The sequence below is a fragment of the Flavobacterium ardleyense genome (genome assembly GCF_042686085.1).
In the GTDB taxonomy this organism is placed as follows: domain Bacteria; phylum Bacteroidota; class Bacteroidia; order Flavobacteriales; family Flavobacteriaceae; genus Flavobacterium; species Flavobacterium ardleyense.
In genome coordinates, this window is the sequence record NZ_JBHUOL010000022.1 from 97076 (window position 1) to 121442 (window position 24367).

The 24367-nt window shown below is 33.2% G+C and carries 23 protein-coding genes; 9 read left to right on the forward strand and 14 right to left on the reverse strand.

Features of this window, described 5'->3' with window-relative positions:
• Positions 1 to 141: 141 nt before the first annotated feature.
• The 9 genes from ACFSX9_RS14295 to ACFSX9_RS14335 all read right to left on the reverse strand — a co-directional run bounded on the left by ACFSX9_RS14295 (position 142) and on the right by ACFSX9_RS14335 (position 9102).
• The gene (locus ACFSX9_RS14295; RefSeq protein WP_379808870.1) at positions 142 to 669 is read right to left on the reverse strand and encodes an NADPH-dependent FMN reductase; all 528 of its coding nucleotides are present in this window, start codon (positions 667 to 669) and stop codon (positions 142 to 144) included.
• Positions 670 to 673: 4 nt separating this feature from the next.
• Positions 674 to 958, reverse strand: a complete 285-nt coding sequence (locus ACFSX9_RS14300; protein WP_379808872.1) for a GNAT family N-acetyltransferase — start codon at positions 956 to 958, stop codon at positions 674 to 676.
• A 3-nt stretch (positions 959 to 961) separates the two neighbouring features.
• Positions 962 to 1867 (reverse strand): mechanosensitive ion channel family protein, encoded by a 906-nt coding sequence (locus tag ACFSX9_RS14305; RefSeq protein ID WP_379808874.1) that lies wholly within the window; start codon positions 1865 to 1867, stop codon positions 962 to 964.
• Positions 1868 to 2012: 145 nt separating this feature from the next.
• Positions 2013 to 2729 carry a pirin family protein gene (locus ACFSX9_RS14310; protein WP_379808876.1) on the reverse strand — a complete coding sequence of 239 codons (717 nt, stop codon included), beginning with the start codon at positions 2727 to 2729 and terminating at the stop codon, positions 2013 to 2015.
• A gap of 77 nt (positions 2730 to 2806) precedes the next feature.
• The gene (locus ACFSX9_RS14315) at positions 2807 to 3505 is read right to left on the reverse strand and encodes a Crp/Fnr family transcriptional regulator (protein WP_379808878.1); all 699 of its coding nucleotides are present in this window, start codon (positions 3503 to 3505) and stop codon (positions 2807 to 2809) included.
• Between the two features lie 85 nt (positions 3506 to 3590).
• A complete protein-coding gene (locus ACFSX9_RS14320; RefSeq protein ID WP_379808880.1) occupies positions 3591 to 4307 on the reverse strand; it encodes a hypothetical protein in 717 nt (238 codons plus the stop codon).
• A 219-nt stretch (positions 4308 to 4526) separates the two neighbouring features.
• A complete protein-coding gene (locus tag ACFSX9_RS14325; protein WP_379808882.1) occupies positions 4527 to 6398 on the reverse strand; it encodes a peptidase U32 family protein in 1872 nt (623 codons plus the stop codon).
• 365 nt (positions 6399 to 6763) lie between these two features.
• Positions 6764 to 7948, reverse strand: coding sequence for a pyridoxal phosphate-dependent aminotransferase (locus ACFSX9_RS14330; protein ID WP_379808884.1), 1185 nt, complete (start codon positions 7946 to 7948; stop codon positions 6764 to 6766).
• 59 nt (positions 7949 to 8007) lie between these two features.
• Positions 8008 to 9102 carry a fatty acid desaturase family protein gene (locus ACFSX9_RS14335; RefSeq protein WP_379808886.1) on the reverse strand — a complete coding sequence of 365 codons (1095 nt, stop codon included), beginning with the start codon at positions 9100 to 9102 and terminating at the stop codon, positions 8008 to 8010.
• A 105-nt stretch (positions 9103 to 9207) separates the two neighbouring features.
• Between ACFSX9_RS14335 and rsmG the strand changes: the two genes are divergently transcribed.
• Entirely contained in the window at positions 9208 to 9837 is a 630-nt protein-coding gene (gene rsmG / locus ACFSX9_RS14340; RefSeq protein WP_379808888.1) for a 16S rRNA (guanine(527)-N(7))-methyltransferase RsmG, read from the forward strand.
• Between the two features lie 102 nt (positions 9838 to 9939).
• Here rsmG and pruA read toward each other — a convergent pair whose 3' ends face one another.
• From pruA to ACFSX9_RS14360, 4 genes are all read right to left on the reverse strand, one after another.
• A complete protein-coding gene (pruA, locus tag ACFSX9_RS14345; RefSeq protein WP_379808890.1) occupies positions 9940 to 11565 on the reverse strand; it encodes an L-glutamate gamma-semialdehyde dehydrogenase in 1626 nt (541 codons plus the stop codon).
• 153 nt (positions 11566 to 11718) lie between these two features.
• A complete protein-coding gene (gene apaG, locus ACFSX9_RS14350; protein ID WP_379808892.1) occupies positions 11719 to 12105 on the reverse strand; it encodes a Co2+/Mg2+ efflux protein ApaG in 387 nt (128 codons plus the stop codon).
• 3 nt (positions 12106 to 12108) lie between these two features.
• Entirely contained in the window at positions 12109 to 13158 is a 1050-nt protein-coding gene (locus ACFSX9_RS14355) for a DUF3667 domain-containing protein (protein ID WP_379808894.1), read from the reverse strand.
• Positions 13159 to 13161: 3 nt separating this feature from the next.
• Positions 13162 to 14409 (reverse strand): type IX secretion system plug protein, encoded by a 1248-nt coding sequence (locus tag ACFSX9_RS14360; RefSeq protein WP_379808896.1) that lies wholly within the window; start codon positions 14407 to 14409, stop codon positions 13162 to 13164.
• 194 nt (positions 14410 to 14603) lie between these two features.
• Here ACFSX9_RS14360 and ACFSX9_RS14365 point away from each other — a divergent pair, with 194 nt between their 5' ends.
• The 8 genes from ACFSX9_RS14365 (at position 14604) to ACFSX9_RS14400 (ending at position 21508) form a co-directional block, all read left to right on the forward strand.
• The gene (locus tag ACFSX9_RS14365) at positions 14604 to 15953 is read left to right on the forward strand and encodes a Na(+)-translocating NADH-quinone reductase subunit A (protein WP_379808898.1); all 1350 of its coding nucleotides are present in this window, start codon (positions 14604 to 14606) and stop codon (positions 15951 to 15953) included.
• A gap of 3 nt (positions 15954 to 15956) precedes the next feature.
• Positions 15957 to 17123, forward strand: a complete 1167-nt coding sequence (locus ACFSX9_RS14370; protein WP_379808900.1) for an NADH:ubiquinone reductase (Na(+)-transporting) subunit B — start codon at positions 15957 to 15959, stop codon at positions 17121 to 17123.
• Positions 17124 to 17125: 2 nt separating this feature from the next.
• On the forward strand, positions 17126 to 17809 hold the full coding sequence (locus ACFSX9_RS14375; RefSeq protein ID WP_379808902.1) for an FMN-binding protein: 684 nt from the start codon (positions 17126 to 17128) through the stop codon (positions 17807 to 17809).
• 5 nt (positions 17810 to 17814) lie between these two features.
• Positions 17815 to 18480: an NADH:ubiquinone reductase (Na(+)-transporting) subunit D gene (locus ACFSX9_RS14380; protein ID WP_379808904.1), complete on the forward strand. Its 666-nt coding sequence runs from the start codon at positions 17815 to 17817 to the stop codon at positions 18478 to 18480.
• Positions 18481 to 18485: 5 nt separating this feature from the next.
• Positions 18486 to 19253, forward strand: a complete 768-nt coding sequence (gene nqrE, locus ACFSX9_RS14385) for an NADH:ubiquinone reductase (Na(+)-transporting) subunit E (RefSeq protein ID WP_379808906.1) — start codon at positions 18486 to 18488, stop codon at positions 19251 to 19253.
• 26 nt (positions 19254 to 19279) lie between these two features.
• Complete coding sequence (nqrF, locus tag ACFSX9_RS14390; RefSeq protein WP_379808908.1) at positions 19280 to 20572, forward strand: NADH:ubiquinone reductase (Na(+)-transporting) subunit F; 1293 nt, start codon at positions 19280 to 19282, stop codon at positions 20570 to 20572.
• A gap of 174 nt (positions 20573 to 20746) precedes the next feature.
• A complete protein-coding gene (locus tag ACFSX9_RS14395) occupies positions 20747 to 21082 on the forward strand; it encodes a hypothetical protein (protein ID WP_379808910.1) in 336 nt (111 codons plus the stop codon).
• Positions 21083 to 21091: 9 nt separating this feature from the next.
• Positions 21092 to 21508, forward strand: coding sequence for an SH3 domain-containing protein (locus tag ACFSX9_RS14400; protein WP_379808912.1), 417 nt, complete (start codon positions 21092 to 21094; stop codon positions 21506 to 21508).
• Positions 21509 to 21687: 179 nt separating this feature from the next.
• On the opposite strand, the gene ACFSX9_RS14405 is transcribed toward ACFSX9_RS14400, so the two are convergent.
• Positions 21688 to 24345, reverse strand: a complete 2658-nt coding sequence (locus ACFSX9_RS14405) for a hypothetical protein (RefSeq protein ID WP_379808914.1) — start codon at positions 24343 to 24345, stop codon at positions 21688 to 21690.
• Between the last annotated feature and the right edge of the window lie 22 nt (positions 24346 to 24367).

The window sequence follows — 24367 nt, forward strand, 5'->3', positions numbered from 1 at the left end:
TCTTGGTTTCCTTATTCCCGCTTTTAGCTCTATCTTTTTTGAGTTTACAGGTTTTTACAAACCTTGAAAACACAAAAAAGGATGCCGCTTCAATCGGGGCTAGTGAGTTTTCTTTAGGGTCTTCTTGTAATTTTTTGGTTGTTAAAACGCAATTGATTCAATTATTTCAGTCAACTGATTTTTAAACTCTAAGTTAGTAATTCCTTTTTCAGCGTCGAAATTATCTTGGAATGTCGGTAGTGAAAAACTACTTAGCACTTTTCCACCCTGAAACGGGAATCTGTTTTTAGCGATTTCTAAAACAGTGCTGCCGCCTCTAGGACCGGTAGATGTGGCTAATAAAAACATTGGTTTGTCGTGAAAAGTATTCCCGTTGATTCGAGAAGCCCAATCTAATATGTTTTTAAAAGCACTAGAATACGCACCATTATGTTCGGCAAAAGAAATAAGAATTAAATCAGCACTTCCTAATTTGGCATAAAAATCGTGAGCCAATTGCGGAATTCCATTCACTTTCTGCTTGTCCACAGAAAAAACTGACATTTCATAGTCGTTTAAATCTAAAAGTTCCACTTCCACATTCTCAAACTGATGTGCTGCGTAATTTGCTAACTGTTTATTAATAGAATTCTTACTAGAAGAAGCTCCAAAAGCGATTATTTTCTTCATATTTTTATACAATATCTTTAAATTCTGGAGTCTTTTCAATCACGCTTTTTACAAACGAACAAACTGGAACAATTTTATAATTGTGTGCTCTTGCAAATTCAACTGCTTTTAGCACTAACTTTTTACCAAAGCCTTTTCCTTCATTTCCAGGATTCACTTCCGTATGATCAATTGTCATTTTATTATCATCCGACATAAAGAAAGTCATCATTGCTTCTTCATTTCCATCTACTTCAATATAAAAAATACCGGTTTTATCGCTAATTGTAAGTTGTACTTCTTGGTTCATAATTTATTGTTTTTGTTCATTATTATTTTTCAGAAAGTCTATTGCATTAAATTCTCCATTAGATTTAATATCTAAAGTTTGTATTGGGAAAGGTATCGTAATGTTGTTGGTTTTATATGCCTTTGTAATTTTTATAATCGCTTCGCTTCCTACTTCGTTATAAGTGGTTTGTTCGGGCGTATTAATCCACATACGAATGGAAACGTGTATAGCGCTATTTCCTATTTCATAAAAATACACTTTAGTTTCATCTTCAGGAGATAAGGCTTCAATATCGCTTACAGCTGCTAAAGTTACGTCATGTACTTTTTCTAAATCTTCGGTTAGTAAGACTTTTAATTCTAAATCGAAACGTCTTTTCTCAAGATAAGAATAGTTTTCTATTGGATTTTGAAACACTTCTTTATTAGGGATAATCACCGTTTTGCCCTGAAAAGTTTGCATTACGGTATCTCGTAAATTAATTTCCAAAACCCTACCCATATAACCTTTTATTTCTACAATATCTCCCACTTTTAGAGGCTTTCTAAACGAGAGAAAAATCCCTGACATAAAATTCGAAGCGATGTCTTGGAAGGCAAAAGCTAGTGCCAAACCTAAAATTCCGGCACCTGCTAAAATGGAGGTAACTGCTTTATCGAGATTTAAAATTGTTAATACTGTAAACAGCACAACACCTAATATTGTAAAATGGATAATGGAACCAAATAAGTTTTGGAGCGTAACATTTTTGGTGATTTTAGAGACAATTTTTACCGCTATTCTTTTTATGAAACGGGCAAGATATATTCCTAAAACTAATACAAGTGCTGCCAAAAATATATTAGGCAGTAATTTCACAATGGCTTCTAACCAGAAGTTGAGCTTACCGTTTATTAAATCAGTTATTTTATTGAAGTCGAAATTCATAAACGTCCTATTTGAGTCTTGCTAAAATAAATAATGATTGTGGTTCTGCCAACTATTTTAATAAGAAATTAAGGAATTATATGTTTTTAATTGCAGTTGCTGCTATAGTGCTTACTGTAATTCTATAATTATTGTCATTATGTATTTATTCTTCCATCGGGATTTCCATTACTAAAAATCTCGATCGGGAGATTGCTTTTATTTCAATCTCTGGTGTTGCCCATATTCCTACAGCATCTCTTCTTGATAATGCTGTACCATTTACTTCAATTTCACCTTCAATGTTCATAATGTAAAAACCATTTCCTGGTTTCTTTAAAGCTAGTTTTTTAGAAAAATCATCATCAAAATCACTCAGATAAAACCAAGCATCTTGATGAATCCAAACACCCTCATCATCTTCATTAGGTGAAAGGATTTGGGCAAAATCATTTTTTTGTAAGGTTTTGTCTAAAGTAATTTGCTGATATCTTGGTGCTACATCGCGATATTTTGGAAACAACCAAATCTGAAATAATTTCGTTCGTAAAGCCGTATTTGGATTAAATTCGGAATGTTCTACGCCCGTTCCAGCGCTCATTACTTGAATGTCGCCCGTTTTAATCACAGCAGAATTCCCCATACTGTCTTTGTGTGCCAAATCGCCTTCTAATGGAATCGTGATAATTTCCATATTATCATGTGGATGCGTTCCAAAACCCATGCCACCGGCAATCGAATCGTCGTTTAAAACGCGTAACACGCCAAATTGTACTTTTTCAGGATTATACCAACTCCCAAAACTGAAGCTATGATAAGCATTTAACCAACCATGATTGGCATTTCCTCTTGATGTTGCTTTGTGTAAAACTATATTGTGCATCGCATATAAATTTATAATTAATAAGATGCAAAGCTATAGCAGGTAAATAGTAATAGCACTTAACCTAGATTAAGAAATTACTTTTTGAGCATTCGGGCTTTCATTTTGCTAAAGAATTCAGGCGTTACTCCTATGAACGAAGCAATGTGCTTTTGTGGAATATTCTGAATCAAGCTTGGGTATTTCGTACAGAATTTCTCAAAACGATCTTCAGCCGTCAAGGTCAAATTCTCCATTAAGCGCTGTTGATGAGCAATCAAAGAATTTTCGGCCAAGATTCTGAAAAACCGTTCTAATTTTGGGATTTTCTGATACAGTTCTTGGTGATTTTCTTTGGATAAAATCACCACTTCTGCATCTTCTAAAACTTCTATAAAAAGATTTCCAGGTTTTTCTGAGATATAACTGTACATATCGCCGATCCACCAACCTGTGCAAGCGAAATGCAAAACGTTTTCAATTATATTGTCGTTAATATAGAAACTTCTCAAAATCCCTGAATTCACAAAATAGGTATGTTTTACAACAGTTCCAGAATGCAATAAAACGCTTTTTGCTTTGACTGTTTTAGTTTCCGTTTTAGATAAAAACAAAGCTTGTTCTTCTGGAGTTAAAGAAACGTGTTTAGAGATATTTTGTATAATAGGTTGCATAGTTTCAAAATTACAAATTTTAAAGCTAGAACCATTTATTTTAATCTTTTGAATTTGTGTTGTTAATGCCACAAAATAGCATGAAGCTATTATTTGTAAAAGTTGCACAAATAATAACTTCATTTGATTTTTACTAAAACTTTTTGCGCTTTGTAGTGTTAAATAGCTCTAATTGATATTTCATTTTCTAACTGAGCAGTTTGACGTTTTACTTAAAATTGTAGTTCAGACCAAGTGTTAAGTACGATTTATCTTGTCTAAAGTAACTGTTAGACAGGTTTTCACTGTAGCCATATTGCAATTGTAATTTGAAATTATCAAAACCACCTTTGATCGTTAGTGCTGGTTCAATAAGGAAATTTGAGGAGTTGTCTTTCAGATAGTCAGATTGAGCAACCTCATCATAGATTAAATCCCCTTTTATATTGTTGTAATTTAAGTTGACAATTCTAGAAGAAACTGCCACAGAAAAATTTTTGGTTTTGTAACCAAAATTAGGTTGAATACCATATCTAAGAACGCTTGCCGAAATATCACCCGTAGTTCCAGGATTTTCCTGAATGGTAGAAGGTCGATGATTTTCAACAGAACCGAAACCGATAATTCCGTAAACTTCAAAAACAAAATCAGTACTGACTGGCATGAAATAGCCACCACCAACTTCGAAAAATTTTCCAGAACCGCCATTTCCATTATTTTCATCTGTAGGAATAAATGCACCTCCATTTGCTAATACTGCAAATTTGTTTGTAACTGCATAAGCGCCCTGAAGTTCTATTTGAGTAGCACTTCCTGCTAGAGTAAGATTGGTTTCGCCTTGTTCAGAAAATAGTGGTACATTATGTGAGTTAGGCGTATAATATCTTGGGCTACATCCAGTTAAAACTAGAACAATAAGGATTGAAAGAATCGATAAGTTTTTCATAGTATTTTATTTAAATTAATAAAAAAAATCAAATTGTCGAAGCTTAAATCACTTACAACTAACTACTAAGTTAGCTTTTTTTTAATAAAACGCCGAAAAAGCATTTGTTTTTCTAAAATTTTGGAGCGAAAAAAGCCAAATCGAAATGAATTTGGCTTTTTTATGAGTTAAATCAACAATGGAATAGTGCTGATTCTATATCTTAACGTCAATTATGATTTAATGTAAATGATCTTCTTCAATTTCGAATTCCGCATCTTTTTCCCAAATTTCCATTTCGCAAGGCTTGCAGTTGAATTTTAGTTTGTATTCTAATTCACCTTGCTTCAAAACTAAAGGTTCTTTTAGTTTTTCTCCCATTTTATCTTTCTGGTGAATTGGACACTTTTCTAATTCGTATTTAATACAATATTTTGTAGTCATTACACGAGATTTTCCTGGATCCCATTGCAATTCAAAGGCTTTTTCGATTTCAGTAACACCGTGACGTTCGTAGAATTTACGAGCTGATTTGTTGGCAACGTTATACATAAAATCCAATTTTTCTTCTGGATAAGGATGCGATGTTTTTACCAATTGGTGTTCTCTGCGTTTATAGTTTTTTAAACGAATTTCAGACAACTGTTCGAAAACCGTACGTCTCATTTCATTAATTTTCGAAATAGGAAGAAACCAATTTTCAGAGAAATCAACGTTAATTTCGTCAGCTGTATAAGGTGTGAAACCTGTTTTTGCTAAGTTAGTTTTGAAGTTTTCTTCGATGGATTCGTTGTTTTTAGTTCTTTCTTTTGGATGAACTAATTTCGCTACGCTAACATTTCCATCTTCATCTCTAGCGATTAATTCGAAACCTTCTTCGTTTTCAGCTAATAATAAAGTTGTGCTTATTTTTCTAATTGCACTGTCTTCTCTTTCTACGATTTTGATAAAACCAGCATCGTTATTTCTGTAAATGAATGTTCCGTCTTTGATTTCTTTTAGGACATTTGGATAAGCAAAACCATTTTCGGCTCTGTTTACATAAATTCCTTCGGCTTCATTGTTTTCGTTGATGAAACACAATCCATCGCCATTGTTTAGTAATTCTCCGTTTTCGATTTCGTAGGAGTTTCCGACGGTTCTAATTAGTTTTCCAATATATTGACCTTTTGATTTTGGACTTTCCCAAGAACCAATCGCTTGATGTCTTTCATTTACGAAATAATCAGTATAACCACGATTAAATGATTTGTCTAAAGAAGAATCAAAAGTAAAGGTGCATTTTCCCGAAGAAGCTTTGATGTATTTATCGCTATTTTCTTCTAGGAAACTGTCTAACTTTTTACGCAAATAAGAAACGTTATTTTTAACATAAACGATATCTTTTAAACGTCCTTCAATTTTAAAGGAAACAATTCCGGCTTCGACTAAATTTGGAATTTGGTTCGAAACATCGAAATCTTTGATCGAAAGTAAGTGACTGTTTTTAATTAAAGTATCGCCATTTCCATCGATCAAGTTATAGGGTAAACGACAGTTTTGTGCACACGAACCTCTGTTTGCCGAACGTTCGCCATTTGCAACACTCATATAGCAATTCCCACTGAAGGAAACGCACAAAGCTCCGGTAACGAAGAATTCCAATTCCACATCACTTGCTTGACTAATGGTTTTGATTTGGTGCAAGTTTAATTCGCGGGCAAGAACCACACGTTTCATTCCGGCATCGGCTAAGAATTTAATTTTATCGGCATCACGATTGTTTGCTTGTGTGCTGGCGTGCAAAACAATTGGAGGTAATTCCATTTCCATAATTGCCATGTCTTGAATAATCAAGGCATCGACACCAATGTCATACAATTTCCAAATCATTTGACGACACGATTCTAATTCGTTATCGTATAAAATCGTATTGATTACTACAAAAACTTGGGCATTGAATAAATGGGCATATTTTACTAATTCGGCCACATCTTCAATGGAGTTGGTAGCGTTTGAACGAGCTCCATAAAGCGGTGCACCAATATATACGGCATCTGCACCACTATTTATAGCGGCAATTCCTTGTATTAAATCCTTTGCGGGTGCAAGTATTTCAATCTTCTTCTTCATTTTTAACACTTTAATTCTTTGGGTTTTATCCGAAATAATCTGCAAAGTTCTTATAAAAAAAGGAGGTATTCTAATTGTTGGTGTGATTTTTTGGATTTAAGTGGATTGTTGTCGGTTTTCTGTTGGAGGTTTGACTATTTTTGATAAGAAATTAGTAATTGTGTTTTTCTGATTTTTAAAAATAATTATGAAAAAACTGATGACCGAACGCTGGGTTAGGGACACGAACGGCATCCTTTTGTTCCGTTTTTTCGGGACAAAAGATAGAGTGGATGGCCCGCCCGAAGGGAACCCCAAAAAAAATAACCAAAAAAAATACCTCAAGAAATAATCCTGAGGCATTTTATATAATTTTTGAAAACGAATTAAGAAACTACTTCCTTAATTCTTCTCATTGCTTCGGTTAATAAATCTTCACTTGTGGCATAAGAAAAACGAATACAGTTTGGGTTTCCGAAGGCGTCACCTGTTACGGTTGCTACGTTTGCTTCGGCCAATAAGAACATTGAGAAATCGGTTGCGTTTTTAATTTCGGTTCCTTTGATGGTTTTTCCAAAATAAAACGATACATCTGGAAATACATAAAATGCACCTTCTGGAACGTTTAATTTGAATCCTGGAATTTCGTTTACTAAGCCAACTACTAAATCTCTACGGTTTTTGAAAGCGGCTACCATTTCGTTTAATACGCTTGGATCTGCTTCAACTGCGGTGATTGTAGCTCTTTGTGCAATTGAATTTGCTCCAGAAGTAACTTGTCCTTGGATTTTTGTACATGCTTTTGCAATGAATTCAGGTGCTCCGATGTAACCAATTCTCCATCCAGTCATAGCGAATGCTTTTGCTACTCCGTTAACGGTGATTGTTCTTTCTAACATTCCTGGAATTGATGCAATACTGCAAAATGTTCCCGAGAAGTTGATGTGTTCGTATATTTCGTCCGAAACGATATAAACGTTTGGATATTTTTCTAGTACTTGAGCTAATGCTGTTAATTCTTCACGATTGTAAACCGAACCACTTGGATTACAAGGTGAGCTGAACCACATCATTTTTGTTTTTGGTGTGATGGCTGCTTCTAATTGTGCGGGTGTGATTTTGAAATCGCTATCTACAGAAGTAGGAACTTCAACTGGTGTTCCGCCTGAAAGCTTGATGATTTCGTAGTATGATACCCAGTAAGGTGCTGGTAAAATAACTTCGTCACCTTCGTTTAACATTACTTGTGCAATGTTGTACAACGATTGTTTTGCACCCGTAGAAACTACAATTTGAGATGGTTTATACTCTAAATTATTATCTCTTTTGAATTTTTTGCAAATGGCTTCCTTTAATTCTAAATACCCTTCTACTGGAGAGTATGTGCTGTAATTTTCGTCAATCGCTTTTTTAGCAGCTTCTTTAATGAAATCAGGCGTGTTGAAATCAGGTTCACCTAAACTTAAACTGATAATGTCTTTTCCTTGTGCTTTTAATTCTCTTGCTAAAGCGGCCATTGCTAAAGTTTGAGATACTGCTAAATTGTTAATTCTTTCCGATAGCGGGTTCATAGTTTGTTAGTTGTTATAGTTAATACAAAAGACGCGATTCCTCGCGTCTCTTAATTTTATTATGCTAATTGTGGTTTTCTTCCTAATTCTCTCAAGTGATTGAAGTGGGAATAAATTGCAGCCCTTGTAGTTTTGAACTCGTGATAAGGCAAGTTGCATTCTGCGGCAGTTTGTTTCACAATTTCCGAAATTTTATTATAGTGAACGTGACTAATATTTGGGAAAATATGGTGTTCAATCTGATGATTTAATCCACCTGTGTAATAATTTACCAACCAATTTTTAGGTGCGAAGTTTGCCGTAGTGAACAATTGGTGAATTGCCCAAGTGTTTTCAATTTCTCCGTGTTCGTCTGCAACCGGATTAACTGTTTCTTCCACAACGTGAGCCAATTGGAATACAACACTCAAAATTACTCCAGCTGTGTAATGCATTACTAAGAATCCTAGTAAAACTTTCCACCATGTAACTCCTAAAACCATCGGTAATACTAACCAAATCGAGAAATAAATCACTTTTGTAATTACTAAAGTAGTCCATCTGATTGAAGGTTTTTTGAATTCACCATACGATAAGTTTCTTTTTAAGTAACGTCTCATTTGAAGGAAGTCGGTAGTAATCGCCCAGTTAAACGTTAATAAACCGTATAGAAACACAGAATAAAAATGTTGAAAACGGTGATGTGCATACCACTGAGAAGTTTTAGAAAAGCGTAAAATTCTTCCTGCTTCTAAATCTTCATCATGACCTAAAATATTAGTATAAGTATGGTGCAATACATTGTGTTGTACTTGCCAGTTGTAAACGTTTCCAGCTAAAATATAGATGCTTCCACCCATGAATTTGTTTACCCAAGATTTGTTTGAGTAAGCGCCGTGGTTTCCATCATGCATTACGTTCATTCCAACTCCTGCCATTCCAATTCCGATTACTACGTTTAATAGTAAATACGTCCAGAAAGGCATATCCATAGCTAGCAAAAAGAAGTATGGCGTTAAGAAAAGCGCAAACATCACGATAGTTTTAACGTGAAGTTTCCAGTTTCCAGTTTTGTCGATATTATTTTCTTTAAAATAATCATTAACTCTTTTATTTAGTGTCCTAAAGAATTTTAAATTATCACTCTTAGAGAAAATTGGGGCTGTGTTATTCATATAGTTGCGTTCAATTTGCACAAAGATAATTATTATAATTTTTTGATTTATGATTTACGTCATATTTATTCATTTAAAACCCTATTTTTGTGCAAAATTTAACTAATGGAAGAGATTTTAAGACAATTTCCTAATTTAACTGAAAATCAGCGCATTCAATTTGAAATGTTGCAATCCCTATACGAAGATTGGAACTCGAAAATCAACGTGATTTCTAGAAAGGATATTGATGAATTGTACACAAGACACGTATTGCATTCGCTTGGAATGGCTAAGATAATAGAGTTTAGACCAGGTTCTAAAATTATGGATGTAGGAACAGGTGGTGGATTTCCAGGAATTCCATTGGCTATTATGTTTCCGGAAGTTGACTTTTATCTAATCGACGTGATTGCGAAGAAAATCAAAGTAGTAAATGAAGTGGCGACAGCTTTAGGATTGAAAAATGTAAAAGCAGAGCAAAAACGTGCCGAATTAGTAAAGCAAGAATTTGATTTTATCGTGAGTCGTGCTGTAACTAATATGACAGACTTCGTAAGTTGGGTTGATGGAGCAATATCTAAAAAGCAAAATCACGAAATAGGAAACGGAATCTTATATTTAAAAGGTGGTGATTTAACGGAAGAATTAAAAGACTTCCCAAATGCAACGGAATATAATTTATCTGAGTTCTTCAAAGAAGAGTTTTTTGAGACTAAAAAAATAGTGCACGTTCCATTGAAGTATAAAAAATAAATAGGACCTGAATTTATAACAATAAAAAAAGGGATTCAAATTTTGAATCCCTTTTTTGTATCTATTATTTTCGTACTTATAATAAAATAAATTATAGGTTGATTATCCTAAGAAAGGATATTTATAATCTACTGGAGTAACGAAAGTTTCTTTAATTGTTCTAACTGAAGTCCAACGCAATAAGTTTTGAGAAGAACCCGCTTTATCATTTGTTCCAGAACCTCTAGCTCCTCCAAATGGTTGCATTCCTACAACAGCACCTGTTGGTTTGTCATTGATATAGAAGTTTCCGGCAGCATTTTGTAATGCGATAGTTGCTTCTTCAACTGCATAGCGACATTCGCTAAATACAGCGCCTGTCAATGCGTATTCTGAAGTTTCATCAACTAATTTTAATGTTTCAGTCCATTTTGCATCTTCATATACATAAATAGTTACAACAGGTCCGAATAATTCAGTTTCCATTGTGCTGTATTTAGGATTTGTAGTTAAGATCACAGTTGGCTCTATGAAATATCCTTTAGATTTATCATAGTTTCCACCCATTATAACTTCAGCATCGCTATCTTTTTTAGCTTGGTCAATATAACGTGCTAATTTGTCAAATGAAGTTTCAGAAATTACTGCAGTAACGAAATTACTCATATCTTCTGGCGACCCCATTTTCATAGAAGCTAAATCTGATTCTAATTTAGATTTGATTGCTGGCCATAAACTTTGAGGAACGTAAACACGAGAAGCTGCGCTACATTTTTGTCCTTGGAATTCAAAAGCTCCGCGTGCAATTCCTACAGCAACTTGTGCTGGATTTGCTGTTGGGTGAGCGATGATGAAATCTTTCCCACCAGTTTCTCCAACAATTCTTGGATAAGTATTATAATTGCTGATGTTTGTTCCAATTTTTGCCCAGATATCATTGAAAACTCCTGTTGAGCCTGTAAAGTGAACTCCAGCAAAATGTTTGTTAGATAATACTACTTCAGAAATCATCGCAGAATCTCCCATTACCATATTGATAACACCATCAGGTAAACCTGCTTCTTTGAAAACTTGCATAATCACATTAGCAGAATATACTTGTGTTGCAGCTGGTTTCCAGATTACAACGTTACCCATTAATGCAGCACTTGAAGGAAGATTTCCAGCAATAGCCGTAAAGTTAAAAGGTGTAATTGCATATACAAATCCTTCTAGAGGGCGATATTCAACTCTGTTCCACATATCTGAGTTAGAAGCTGGTTGATCTGCGTAAATTTTAGTCATGAATTCTACGTTGTAACGTAAGAAATCAATCAATTCACAAGAAGCATCAATTTCAGCTTGGTGTATTGTTTTTGATTGTGCAATCATTGTTGCAGCATTTATTTTTGCTCTGTAAGGTCCAGCGAATAATTCAGCAGCTTTCAAGAAAATTCCAGCTCTGTTTTCCCATGACATTGCAGCCCATTTTGTACGCGCTTCTAAAGCTGATGCAATTGCCTTTTCAACTAATGCTTTGTCTGCTTGATGATATTTTCCAACAATATGCTGGTGATCATGTGGTGCTGACATTGTTTTAGTATTTCCTGTTTTAATTTCTTCGTTACCTATATATAACGGAACTTCCATTTGAGAATCCCACATTTCTGTATAAGTTGCAGCTACTGCAGCGCGCTCTGGAGAACCAGGAGCATATGATTTTACAGGTTCATTAACCGCTTTCGGAACATTAAAAAATCCTTTTAACATGGTGTTGTATTTTGAAAATTAGACATCTTTGTACTTCGTTTACCAAATTAATTGTAAAGAATTGCAAAAATACAAAGTATATTTTGAAATATCGTTAACAAAAAGTTACTTCTAAAAAAGTTTTGTGATAAAGTAATTATGTGTTGTGTTTATTTAATTGATTGCAAAAGGAGCACTTAATTTAAATGTAGGAATTAGCACTTTAAAACTTTTTGTTGAGGTGAAATTCACCATGTTGAAATAGCCTTTCATGGCGCCAATAGGCGAAGAAAGTAAACATCCAGAAGAATAAGAGAAAGCTTCTCCAGGTTTTATTACGGGTTTTTTGCCAATTACGCCTTCGCCATCTACTGTATCAAGATCATTTAAGGCATCATAAATTTCCCAATGACGCGAATTTAATTGCACAGAATCTTTACTTTGGTTCTCAATAGTTATTTGGTAAGCAAAAGCAAAATTAATCTTGTAGTTCTTGAAGTAAGTACCTTCAAAACTAGTTAAAACTGAAATTTTTATGCCTCGTGTAATTTGACTAACCATAAATTAAAAAAATGCTGTTCCTAAAAACAAGATAAATAATATGCAAATTAATGCAAATGGAAAAAATAAGAAGTTCAAAAGTATGAATTTAAAAATGGTTTTCCAACGGCTCAAACGATAAAAATTTCTTAAAGATTTATATAAATAAAAAGGGAATACTATTGAAAACGAGATGCTTTGTAGAAAACGAGATGCAGGTGTTGAGATATAGTCCAATACATTAAAGATAAGTAATCCTAAAAATAGAAATGTATAAAATGTGTAGGTAAAAACTAAATGTTCTGTGTAGTTTTTAGATTTTGAATAAAACACGAGCCAAAACATTATCGTTAAAATGGGCAGTGAAACAAAAATTAGCAAAGGAAGCTTTTGGTAGAAATAATCTAGAATTTCTGAAAAAGTTTCATTTGATTTAAAGTTTTTAGCTTTGTCAAATAAAGTGCGATTTATAAAATTATTTTCATAACCAAGTGTTGTTAAACTGCTTTCAGTTGATTTTTCTGGAAATTTTAAATGATAATTTCTAAAAGACGTAATTGTGTATTGCGTTTTATTTTCTGCTTCTGATAATTCGTTCTTTGTGTATATAGAATCTTTATAAAAGGGAATGGAATCCTTTTTTGAATTATTTTGAATACCATATAAAACCGCCAAGCTATCAGCTTCTCTTTGATATTTAATATTATGTTCAATTTCTTTTTCAGCCAGGAGCGTATTAATATCTTGTTTTTGATTGCTAAGATTGATTACAACAAATAAAACTAGAGAAACACTTAAAAATAAACGAAAAGGATTTGCGAACTTTTGATGCTTTCCTTCATTAAATTCTCTAGCTAAGACGCCGGGTTTTGTGAAAATATAAATAATAGAATTGCGTAAACGCGAATCATAAGCATAAAAGTTAGAGAAGAATTCCTCGAAAAAATCTCTAATTGTTAATTTTTTGGTTGAATTTAATTGACCACATGAGTGACAATATTTTTCACTGATGTCTAATGAAGTGTTGCAGTTGAGGCATGAAGTGCTTCTGAATCTTTTGTCTTTTATTTTCATAAATTAATTGCGAATGACTTCACTATTTGTATTAGCAATTCCAATAACCCTATCATATCTGTCACTGTTTCCTTTGTAATATATAATTGCAGTATAATTGTTTTCGGTCTGGTAAAAATTACCATCAATTGCATTTTCAAAATCGATATTCCTTTTTTTGTCTGTTAATATGTACTCGAAATTAGTAAAACCCTGTTTCATTAAAATGGCTTTTTCATGCAAACCTGTTTTTCTATTGTATTCCATTCTAAAGTCATCGGTAAGTGCATAATTAGTAAACATTCCGGCAATGTAAATGGCTCCTTCGGTAAAAGTTGGCGCTTCTAACGCGAAATATACCCAAGAATAATCGGCTTCAATTGCCGCATTTTGAACATTCGCATTGGTAATGAAAAAATTACCATTTATGTCTGGAAAATAAGTGTAAGGTTGGTTTTTTCGTGGTGTGTTTGTGTATAAATAAGTGTTGTAAATATTTTCTCCAGAAGTTACTTTTGCTACGGTGTTGTTCGTAGTCCTGATGATTTTATTGTCAATTGTGTAAGATTCATTACCGCCCCAGAACTGCGTTTCTTCATTATAGCGGTAAATCAGCTCAGATCCTAATGTGTATTGTGGTTTGATGTTTGAAATGCTTGTTTTCCAATTCCCATTTTTAAATAAAGTAACTTTTACATTTTGAATTGGGTTTTGCAATATTTTATCTCCATAATTGATTTTCATTTCTATGTTTTGCTTGGTGTCTAATCCTCCAAAATCCCTAGATCTTCGGACTAACAGACCGACATTTACTTCTTCTTCGTAGATAATTACTTTTCGTGAAAACACCACTTCACGATCATCGTTTAAAATGCTAAATAAATAATTGCCACTTTTTGTAATTTGATTCAATTGATTAGGAAAGCCTTGTCTGTAATGTGAGTACATCTGCAAAGTATTGAACGAATTGTCGTAAGTGATAATTCGTTGATTGTCCATTCCGTCTAGATATTCTGCTTTGGATAAATCAGTAGGAGCAGACCAATTGTAATTGTATTGTTTGATGTCATAATAGTAATCTGCTTCGTTGCCAAATAAATCATCAAACTGCAATTCGAAGGGGTCTCCTAGTTTAAAAAAGGGGATTACGTTATTTCCATTAACAACAAATGAAATGGTTTTAATGTTAAACGGTGGCTCTTTTTCTAATTCTTGTTGTGCAAAGAGAAAATTCACAAAAAATAGAATGGATATAGTGATTATTTTGTTCATTTGGTTGTGTTATAATTCGTAAAAATAATAAAACTTTTAGTCAATTTTATCAAAACACAATTATAATACCAAAGTTTAATTTAGAATCTTTATAAATAGGAGAAGTCGTGACCTTTATTTTTGGTATCCTAGATTGTAAATGATTAAATTTGCATGTTTTATAGTAATTTTTTAACAATCATATCTTCAAAAATATGTCAAAAGACATTCGAATTAAAAAAGGTCTAGACCTTAAGCTGAAGGGTGAAGCGGAAAAGAAAGTTTCTGATATCACTCGCTCGAAAGTCTATGCTGTTAAACCTTCTGATTTTCATGGAGTTACTCCAAAGATGGTCGTAAAGGAAGGCGAGAACGTTAAAGCTGGAGAGGTAATTTTCTATTCTAAAGCAGATGAGAGAGTTAAGTTTGTATCCCCAGTAAGCGGAAAAATCCAAGAGATTAAGCGTGGTGAGAAAAGAGTGATCTTAGAAATTCTTATTATTGCTGATTCACAGGATGTTTTCGTAGAGCATAGCAAGAAAAACCCAACTGATTTATCAACGGAAGAAGTAAAAGCACATTTGTTAGCTTCTGGATGTTGGCCTTTTATCAATCAACGTCCTTATGATGTGATTGCTAGTGCAGCTGATACGCCAAAAGCTATTTTCATTTCAACTTATGCAACGGCGCCTTTGGCTGCTGATGTCGAGTTTGTTTTGGAACACAAATTAGAGGCTTTTCAGGCAGGAGTAAATGCTCTTGCGAAATTGACTACTGGTAAAGTTCATCTTTCTGCAAAAGGAAAAGGAAAATCAATTTTTTCTGATATCAAGGGAGTTTCTGTACATCAAGTTTATGGTCCACATCCTTCTGGGAATGTTGGTGTTCAAATTTCAAAAATTGACCCAATAAATGCAGGTGAAAGAGTTTGGACTGTTGCCCCACAAGATGTTGCTAAAATTGGAGAATTGTTTTTAACAGGTAAATTTAACGCTACAAGAACAGTTGCTTTAGCAGGTTCTGAGGTGAAAGATGCACAATATTATAATGTTATTCAAGGAGCGCCAATTGCGAGTTTAGTTGATCATAAAATCAAAGGAGATAATGTAAGAATTATCACTGGAGATGTTCTAACTGGTAAAAAAGTAAGTGCTGACGGATATGTTGGTTTTTACAGCAATACAGTAACGGTTATTCCTGAAGGAAATGTATATAGAATGTTTGGATGGATGCCATTTGCAGCGCCAAGTATTCATACGGCTTCAAGAACTGGATTATCTTGGTTAATGCCAGGTAAAAAATACGCGCCTACAACGAACTTAAATGGAGAAGAAAGAGCTTTAGTTGTAACTGGTGAAATGGAAGATGTGATGCCTTTAGATATTTTTCCTATGCAATTATTGAAAGCTTGTATGGCTGGCGATATTGATAAAATGGAAGAACTAGGTATATACGAAGTGGCTCCAGAAGATTTCGCTTTAATTGATTATACTAACACCTCTAAATTAGAAGCTCAGGAAATTATTCGTGGAGCTCTTGATTTAATGATTAAAGAAGTAGGATAAGCTATGAAGTTTTTAAGAAATAAATTAGACCAAATTAGAAAGCCTTTTGAGAAAGGGCAGAAATTTGAAAAATATGCACCAGCTATTAATGCTTTAGACACATTTTTATATGTACCTAATCATACTACAAAGCATGGAGCACACATCAGAGATGCTGTCGATTTAAAAAGAACCATGATTACTGTGGTTTTAGCTTTACTTCCAGCATTACTTTTTGGAATTTATAATGGAGGTTATCAGCATTTTATTCAATTAAATGATGGTGTTTTACCTCCGTTTATGGATGTTTTCTTACACGGATTGTGGAAAATATTACCTATGATTATTGTATCTTATGCAGTAGGTTTAGGTATTGAGTTTGCTTTCGCAATTTGGAGAGGACACGAAGTTAACGAAGGTTACTTGGTAACTGGATTATTGATTCCAATGATTATGCCTATTGACCTTCCTTTATGGATGTTGGCAGTTTCAGTAATTTTCTCTGTTGTAATTGGTAAAGAAGCTTTTGGAGGAACAGGAATGAATATTTTCAATCCTGCTTTATTAGCGCGTGCCTTTGCATTCTTTGCTTATCCTTTATTTATGTCGGGAGATAAAATTTGGGTTAGTGAAGCTACAACTACAGATGCAATTTCAGGAGAAACAATTTTAGGAGCCTTAGCAAACGGTAAAGAAGTAGCATATTCTTCAATGGATATGTTCTTAGGATTTATTCCAGGTTCCGTTGCAGAAACTTCAACATTAGCTATATTGATTGGTGCATTAATACTAATCGCAACAGGTGTTGGTAGTTGGAAAATTATGCTTTCTGGAGTAATTGGAGCAGCTTTAACTGCTTTGATGTTTAATGCTGTTGGAATCACTACTATAATGGACTTCCAATGGACTGATCATTTAATTGTAGGTGGTTTTGCATTTGGTATTGTGTTTATGGCAACTGATCCAGTTTCTGCGGCACAAACAGATACAGGGAAACTAATATACGGTGTCTTAATCGGATTCTTCGCGATGACGATTAGAATTTTCAATCCGGCTTACCCAGAAGGAATAATGTTGTCAATTTTATTAATGAATGCATTAGCTCCTACTATTGATCACTTCGTTGTAAACGGAAACGTAAACAGAAGAAAGAAAAGATTAGAGAAGTCTAAACAATTAAAATCTGCATAGTCATGAATAGAGAAAGTAACGGATATACGTTTTTGTTTGCGATTATAATGGTAGTGGTAGTAGCATCAGCTTTGGCTTTTGCATCATCTGCACTTAAACCAAATCAGGAAGCAAACGTAAAGAAAGAGAAAATGCAGTATATTCTAAAATCATTTGGAGTAGCTGTAGAAAGAAATGATTCTGAAGAAGCTTATAAAAAACACATCACTAGTGAAGTAGTTTTTGACAAAGACGGAAACGAAATTGGCAAAGATGCTTTTACATTAGATATTGCAAAAGAAAAAGGAAAATTTCCAATTTTTAATGCAGAAAAAGATGGTAAAAAATTCTACGTTATTCCTGTAAGAGGAATGGGATTATGGGATGCTATTTGGGCTTATGTTTCTGTTGATGAAAATTTGAAAGTGGATGGTATTGTGTTTGATCACAAATCAGAAACTCCAGGTTTAGGAGGAGAAATTACGCAAGATTATTTTCAAAATAGTTTTATCGGCGAAAGTGTTTTTGATGCTAATGGTAACCTACAAGGCTTAAAAGTTGTTAAAGGATATAAGGGCGGAAAAGACAAAGCTGATGGTGAAGTTGATGCTATTTCAGGAGCAACTTTAACTGGAGACGGAGTTTCAGAAATGTTAGTGAGAGGTTTAAAACCTTATGAAAAGTATTTAAAATCTAATAAAAAATAATCGTCATGGCAGAAAACAATAAAGAAGGATTATTTTCAAAAAGTAATATAAAATTAATTACAAATCCCTTCAATGATGATAACCCGGTAACGGTTCAGGTATTGGGAATTTGTTCGGCTTTAGCAGTAACAGTTCAGATGAAAAACGCGCTTGTAATGGCGCTTTCAGTAACTGCGGTTATTGCATTAAGTAACGTTATTGTATCATTAATTAGAAATTTAATTCCGAATCGTATTCGTATTATCGTTCAATTAGTAGTAGTAGCTTTATTAGTTATTTTAGTTGACCAAATCTTGAAAGCCTATGCTTACGATGTAAGTAAACAACTTTCAGTTTTCGTAGGATTAATTATTACTAACTGTATTGTAATGGGGCGTTTAGAGGCATTTGCTTTGGCAAACACACCATGGAAATCATTCTTAGACGGAATCGGAAACGGTTTAGGTTATGGAATTATTTTGATCATTGTAGCATTTTTCAGAGAATTATTAGGTTCAGGGAAATTATTCGGAATTGAAGTTTTAGGAAATTCTGTAGAAAAAACTGGTGCTTACGCTCATGGTTATGTAAACAACGGATTTATGTTATTAGCTCCAATGGCACTGATTACAGTGGGTCTTATTATTTGGGTGCAAAGAAGCGTAAATAAAAAATTAATTGAGAAAAAATAATAGCTATGTTTGAATATATCAATATATTTTTAAAATCCATGTTTATAGAAAACATGGTGTTTGCATACTTCTTAGGAATGTGTTCTTACTTGGCTGTATCTAAAAAAGTATCCACGGCTATTGGATTAGGTATCGCTGTTACATTTGTTCAAGTAATTACAGTTCCTTTAAACTATTTAATTTATAAATATGTTTTAGAAGCAGGTGCTTTATCATGGTTAGATTCCTCTTTAGCGGAGATTGATTTAAGTTTTTTAAATCTTATTATCTACATCGCCGTTGTAGCAACTTTAGTACAGTTAGTAGAGATGATTATTGAGAAATTCTCACCATCTTTATATAATTCCTTAGGTATTTTCTTACCGCTTATCGCTGTAAACTGTGCAATTTTAGGAGGTTCATTATTTATGCAATTGCGTGTAGATACAGGAACTTATGAAAATATTGGACATGTAATAACTTTTGGACTTTCATCTGGTTTAGGTTGGTTAATTGCTATTGTAGCATTAGCAGCGATCAGAGAAAAAATGCAATATTCAAATGTGTTAGCACCTTTGAGAGGTCTTGGTATTACATTTATTCTAACAGGATTAATGGCTATCGGTTTTATGAGTTTTGGTGGAATTGACCTTAACGCATTAAACGCTAAACCTCAAGAAACAGTTGTAGTTCCACCGCCACCAGCGCGTACGGAAATTGAAACTTCTTCAGTTGATTCACTTCAAATAGAGTCAATTGCTGCTGAGCAAGAACCAATCAATGCAATTGAATAATAGTATAATATTTAAAAATTGAAATTATGTTTGAATTAATTACATATTCGATTTTAGCTTTCTTAGCACTGATTTTAATAATGGTATTTATGCTATTGTATGCTAAATCGAAATTAGTAAACTCAGGTGCGGTAAAGATTAAAATTAACGGAGACAATGAAGTTGAAGTAAACGGAGGTGATACTCTTTTAACAACTTTAAGTAATAGTAAAATCTTCTTACCATCAGCTTGTGGTGGTGGTGGTACTTGTTTACAGTGTAAATGTATTGTATTAGAAGGTGGTGGTGAACCATTACCAACAGAAATACCTAACTTTTCGCGTAAAGAATTAGCACAAGGTTGGAGATTAGGTTGCCAGGTTAAAGTAAAACAAGACATGGTAATTGAAGTTCCAGAAGAAATTTTTGGAATTAAAAAATTCGAGGCAAAAGTATTCTCTAACTATAACGTAGCTTCTTTTATTAAAGAATTTATTGTTGAGTTACCAGATGATATGCATTACGAAGCAGGTGGATATATCCAAATTGAAATTCCTAAATGTGAAGTAAAATTTACAGATATGGATATTACAGCGCATCCAGAAGAACATCCTGGTGATCCTGAAAAGTTCAAAGCGGAATGGGATAAGTTCAAATTATGGCCGTTAGTTATGAAAAATGACGAATTGGTTGAAAGAGCTTACTCAATGGCTTCTTATCCTGCAGAAGGAAGAAAAATTATGTTGAATGTACGTGTAGCAACACCTCCATTTGATAGAGCTATTAACGACTGGGCAAAAGTAAACCCAGGAATTGCATCATCTTACGTTTTCTCAAGAAAAACTGGAGATCCTGTAGTTGTTTCTGGACCTTACGGTGAATTCTTTATCAATGAATCAGAAGCAGAAATGTTGTATGTGGGTGGTGGAGCAGGTATGGCGCCAATGCGTTCGCACTTGTATCACTTATTCCGTACAGTTAAAACAGGAAGAAAAGTAACTTATTGGTATGGTGGTCGTTCTAAGCGTGAATTGTTCTACACAGAACATTTTAGAGCTTTAGAGAAAGATTTCCCTAACTTTAAATTCTACTTAGCATTATCAGAACCACAACCTGAAGATAACTGGAAAGTTAAAGATGGTGTTGATGGAGAAGGTGACGGATTCGTAGGTTTCATCCACAATGTGGTAATTGATAACTACTTATCTAAGCACGAAAATCCAGAGGATATGGAATTATACTTCTGTGGTCCACCAATGATGAACAAAGCTGTTCAGAAAATGGGTGAAGACTTCGGGATGGATCCAGAAAATATTCGTTTTGACGATTTTGGAGGATAATCCAATGTTTATATATCAAAACCGATTCAGAAATGAGTCGGTTTTTTTATTGGAATTAATCTTGTGAAAACGTTAATGAAATAATAAAATATATATATTTTTCAGCTAAAAGAAAGTTTCCGTAAAATATTATTACTAAATTTAGATAATTAACCATAATTAATTTCTCAAACTATGAAAAGATTTTTTAAAATTGCGGCAGTTGCCCTTATAATGTCGATAGGATTTGTTTCTTGTAAAAAGAAAGTTGTTGAACCGCCAGTGGAAACTCCAATAGAAGTTGTTACTCCAGAAGTAGAAACCCCAGTTGTTGAGACGGTTTCACCTGTTGCTCCAGATGTTGTGCAAAAAGTTGCTGATGCATTAAAAGATTATCCAAATGTGAAAGCTGAAGTGGTGGATGGCGAATTGACAATAACGGGTAAAGCTACTCCAGAGCAAGCTAGAAATATCAAAATGTCTATCGATGCTTTACAAGTTGGAAAGGTGAATTATAACTACACTAAATAAATTAAAACAATGACATTACAAGAAAAATATAAAAGTGTTGTAGCGGCTGCTGAGGCGGCTGCGATAAGTAAATTAACTATTACGGAGCAAGAAGGTATACTATATATTGCAGGAACTTCTACCAAAAACGAAGCAAAAGATGCTATTTGGAATGCGCTCGGCGAATTAGATCCTTCTTATTCTGCGAGTGACATCAATATCAATGTTCAGGTTGCAGGTCTTGCAGTTGGAACAGCATTAACAGTTGCGACAGAAAAAAGTAATTTAAATATTAGAAAAGAACCATCGACAGAAGGTGCAATAGTTGGTAAAGCTGCAAAAGGCGAGTTTGTTGTCTTAGTAGATCAAACATCTGATGAATGGTGGAAGGTTAAAAACAGTAAAGGAGAAGAAGGATATGCTTACTCACGCTACTTAAAGGCGTAATTTTGCTAAATCACTTTACGAGTAAACATAAGTAAATTAAAGTTAAAGTATCTTAACCGATTCAGAAATGAGTCGGTTTTTTTATGCTTAATTATTAATATAAAGCTATAAATTGTATAGCTAGATTTATAGCGATTCTACGTAGTACCTAGTGGTTTAACGTAGCGTTGTTTTTTTATTTAATAAGTATATTGAAGTCCTAAATTCAAAAATCCTGATAAAGTATTCATACGATTTTGTTGTACAAAGACGGGATCGATTAGAATGGAGTTTTTTTGATTATTATCTCTAACGTTTAGTATATTGCTAGCGTGAATATTGCATTTTAAATTAGCACTAAGTTTATAGATAACATTAAAACCGATATCGATAACGTCAGTATTAGCGAACAAGTCAGATTGAAAATAATAATAATTGGAATTTATCGACCAATTTATTCTTTTGTTCAAAATAAGTCCATCAATATTCAGAAAAGGACTGTAGGTTGCTAGCTTACCTTTGTTAACCGAGTTTTGTATTTTATTTGTTGTGCTCGAAGCTAAATATTCAACTCCTGCATTAAAATTGAAGTAACTGTTTTTAAAGTATGATTTTAATCCAAATGTAACTTGATTCTGAAGTATAGTGTTATTGCTTTTTTCACCATTTAAAAATAAATTATTTTGTATGCCAGTGTTAATTGAGCTAAACTTCAAACCATATGGCATTTTGTATAACTTTTTTTCCAAACTATAGATCAATGAACTGGAATGTTGGTTTTCTAAATAATTGAACTGTTGCGATGTTTCAAAAGTATTGTTGGTAAAAGTTTTCCCTAGTGCTTTTGAAATATTGTTGTGGGAAATACTGAGTATGGAATATAGATTTTTTTTGATATCAATATAGGATAAGCTAACGTTGTATGTATTTGTAATATTCTTTTTTGGTACTAAATTGTTGCCTAATGTTTGCGTTCTGTAGTTGTTTATAGAGTTGTTTCTTAAAAACATAAGAGATGAAAATGATGCAAGGGATGTTCTATAGCTCGTCGATACTGTTGTTTTAGTATTAAGTTTGTAAGATATGCTAGCATAAGGCAAAGCAACGTTAATTTGTTCGGCAAATTTAGAGCTCAAAGTATATTTGTTATTGTTTAAGTTTAATCCAATAGAATAATTTAGCTTTTGATTGAAGTAATTCGAGTTGTATTTTATGTCGAAATTGTTTTCAGTTTTAATAAATCTATCTAGAAAAGTATAATCGGTTCCTATTGAGTTTTGGTTTTCAATAGTTTCGTTTTCTACAAAAGATAGTAGTTTGAAGGATATTCCTCCTTTTGTTAATTGTAGCGTTGCTTTTGCTTGGGCGCCAAAACTCATCCAATCTATTTTATTACCTTGATTAAAGTTGTTTTTATCATGATTAAACCAATCAAACACTAGGTTTGAATTAAAATGTTTTAAAGTATTGGTTGTCATGTAGTCGTAAAAAAAAGTGCTTTCAAATAGAACTTTGGCGGAAAATTTATTTTTAAAATAGGTGTTAAGACCAAATTTTGTGCTGTTTAGTTTTGAACTATTTATAAACTCTTTTTCTGTTTGATTTGATAGTAATAGATTAGAAAGATTTTCATTTTGATGATCTATACTTTTTAAAAAATAGGAGTTTAGTTTTAAGTAAGTATTCTCATTAAACTTATTTTCATATTTAAATACGTTTGAATTGTACAACGATTTACCTCGAATTTCTTCGCTATTAACAGCATTTGTATTGGTGTTGTCGAAATAACTTTGAAAGCTGTCAGTTTTTTCAGTTTGTCTCGTTTGATTAAAAATTGAGATTAGCTCTACTCGCTCTTTTTTGTTTAACTTCTTACTAAAATGAAGCGTAGCATTTTGTAAATCTATTGTGTTAATATTATCTGTCGAAAATAAGAAAGGTGGTAAATCATTGTCAGTAGAACTAAAGTTACCATTTGAAAACTGTTCTTCGATGGTTTTCTTACCCGTGACATTACGCATCTCCAAATAATCTGACAGATTGAAGATGGTTTTATTTAAGTTATTCGAATTTGTTAGTAGATTAAATTTGTTTATTTTGCCAAAATTGTACAAGTTATTATTTAGTCCATAACGCTCCTTTAAACCCGATTCTATAGCAACGTTGCCTTTGTAATGTTCTTTAAATTCATCTTTAATGCTAATGTTTAACGCACTTTTTCCGCTGTACTCAAATCCTTTAATAGATGAAAAGTCCTGATAATTTTTTAGTAAAACTATATTCTTAATCATTTCGGATGTTAAATTTTCAGTCGCTATTTGGTGATTTTCTTGGAAAAACTCGTCGCCGTCTATTAAAAGATGATCGATAATACTTCCGTTATGTCTTATTTTTCCATTGGCGTCAATTGAAAGTCCAGGCAATTTTGCAATAACATCCTTTAGCAACAACTCAGACCCATTAAGCAATTTATTTAAGTTATAAATTAGGCTGTCTTGTTTTTCTTCTACATCAAAAAGCTTTCCTTCAACAATAACGTCTTGGAGGATGCTGACTCTGGTTTTCAGCTTTAGATTTAAAACTTCAGTAGTATTAATTGTTTTTTCTAAAGTTTCAAAAGTTATGTGAGAAACTTTAATTGTCATAGGAAAAGCGTTTCCTTTTGTTTCTAAAAAAAAGACACCATCAGCATTTGATTGCGTATAAGACACAATTTTTTTTTCTTTATTAGTAAGAAGTTGAAGTGTCGCGAATGAAATAGGATTATTTAAAGAGTCCTTTAAAGTACCAGTTATTTTTTGACTAAAAAGAGATGGAGTAAATAAGTATAAGCTTAGTACTAAATAAATAGTTTTCATTTATGGCTTGCGTTATTAAAAA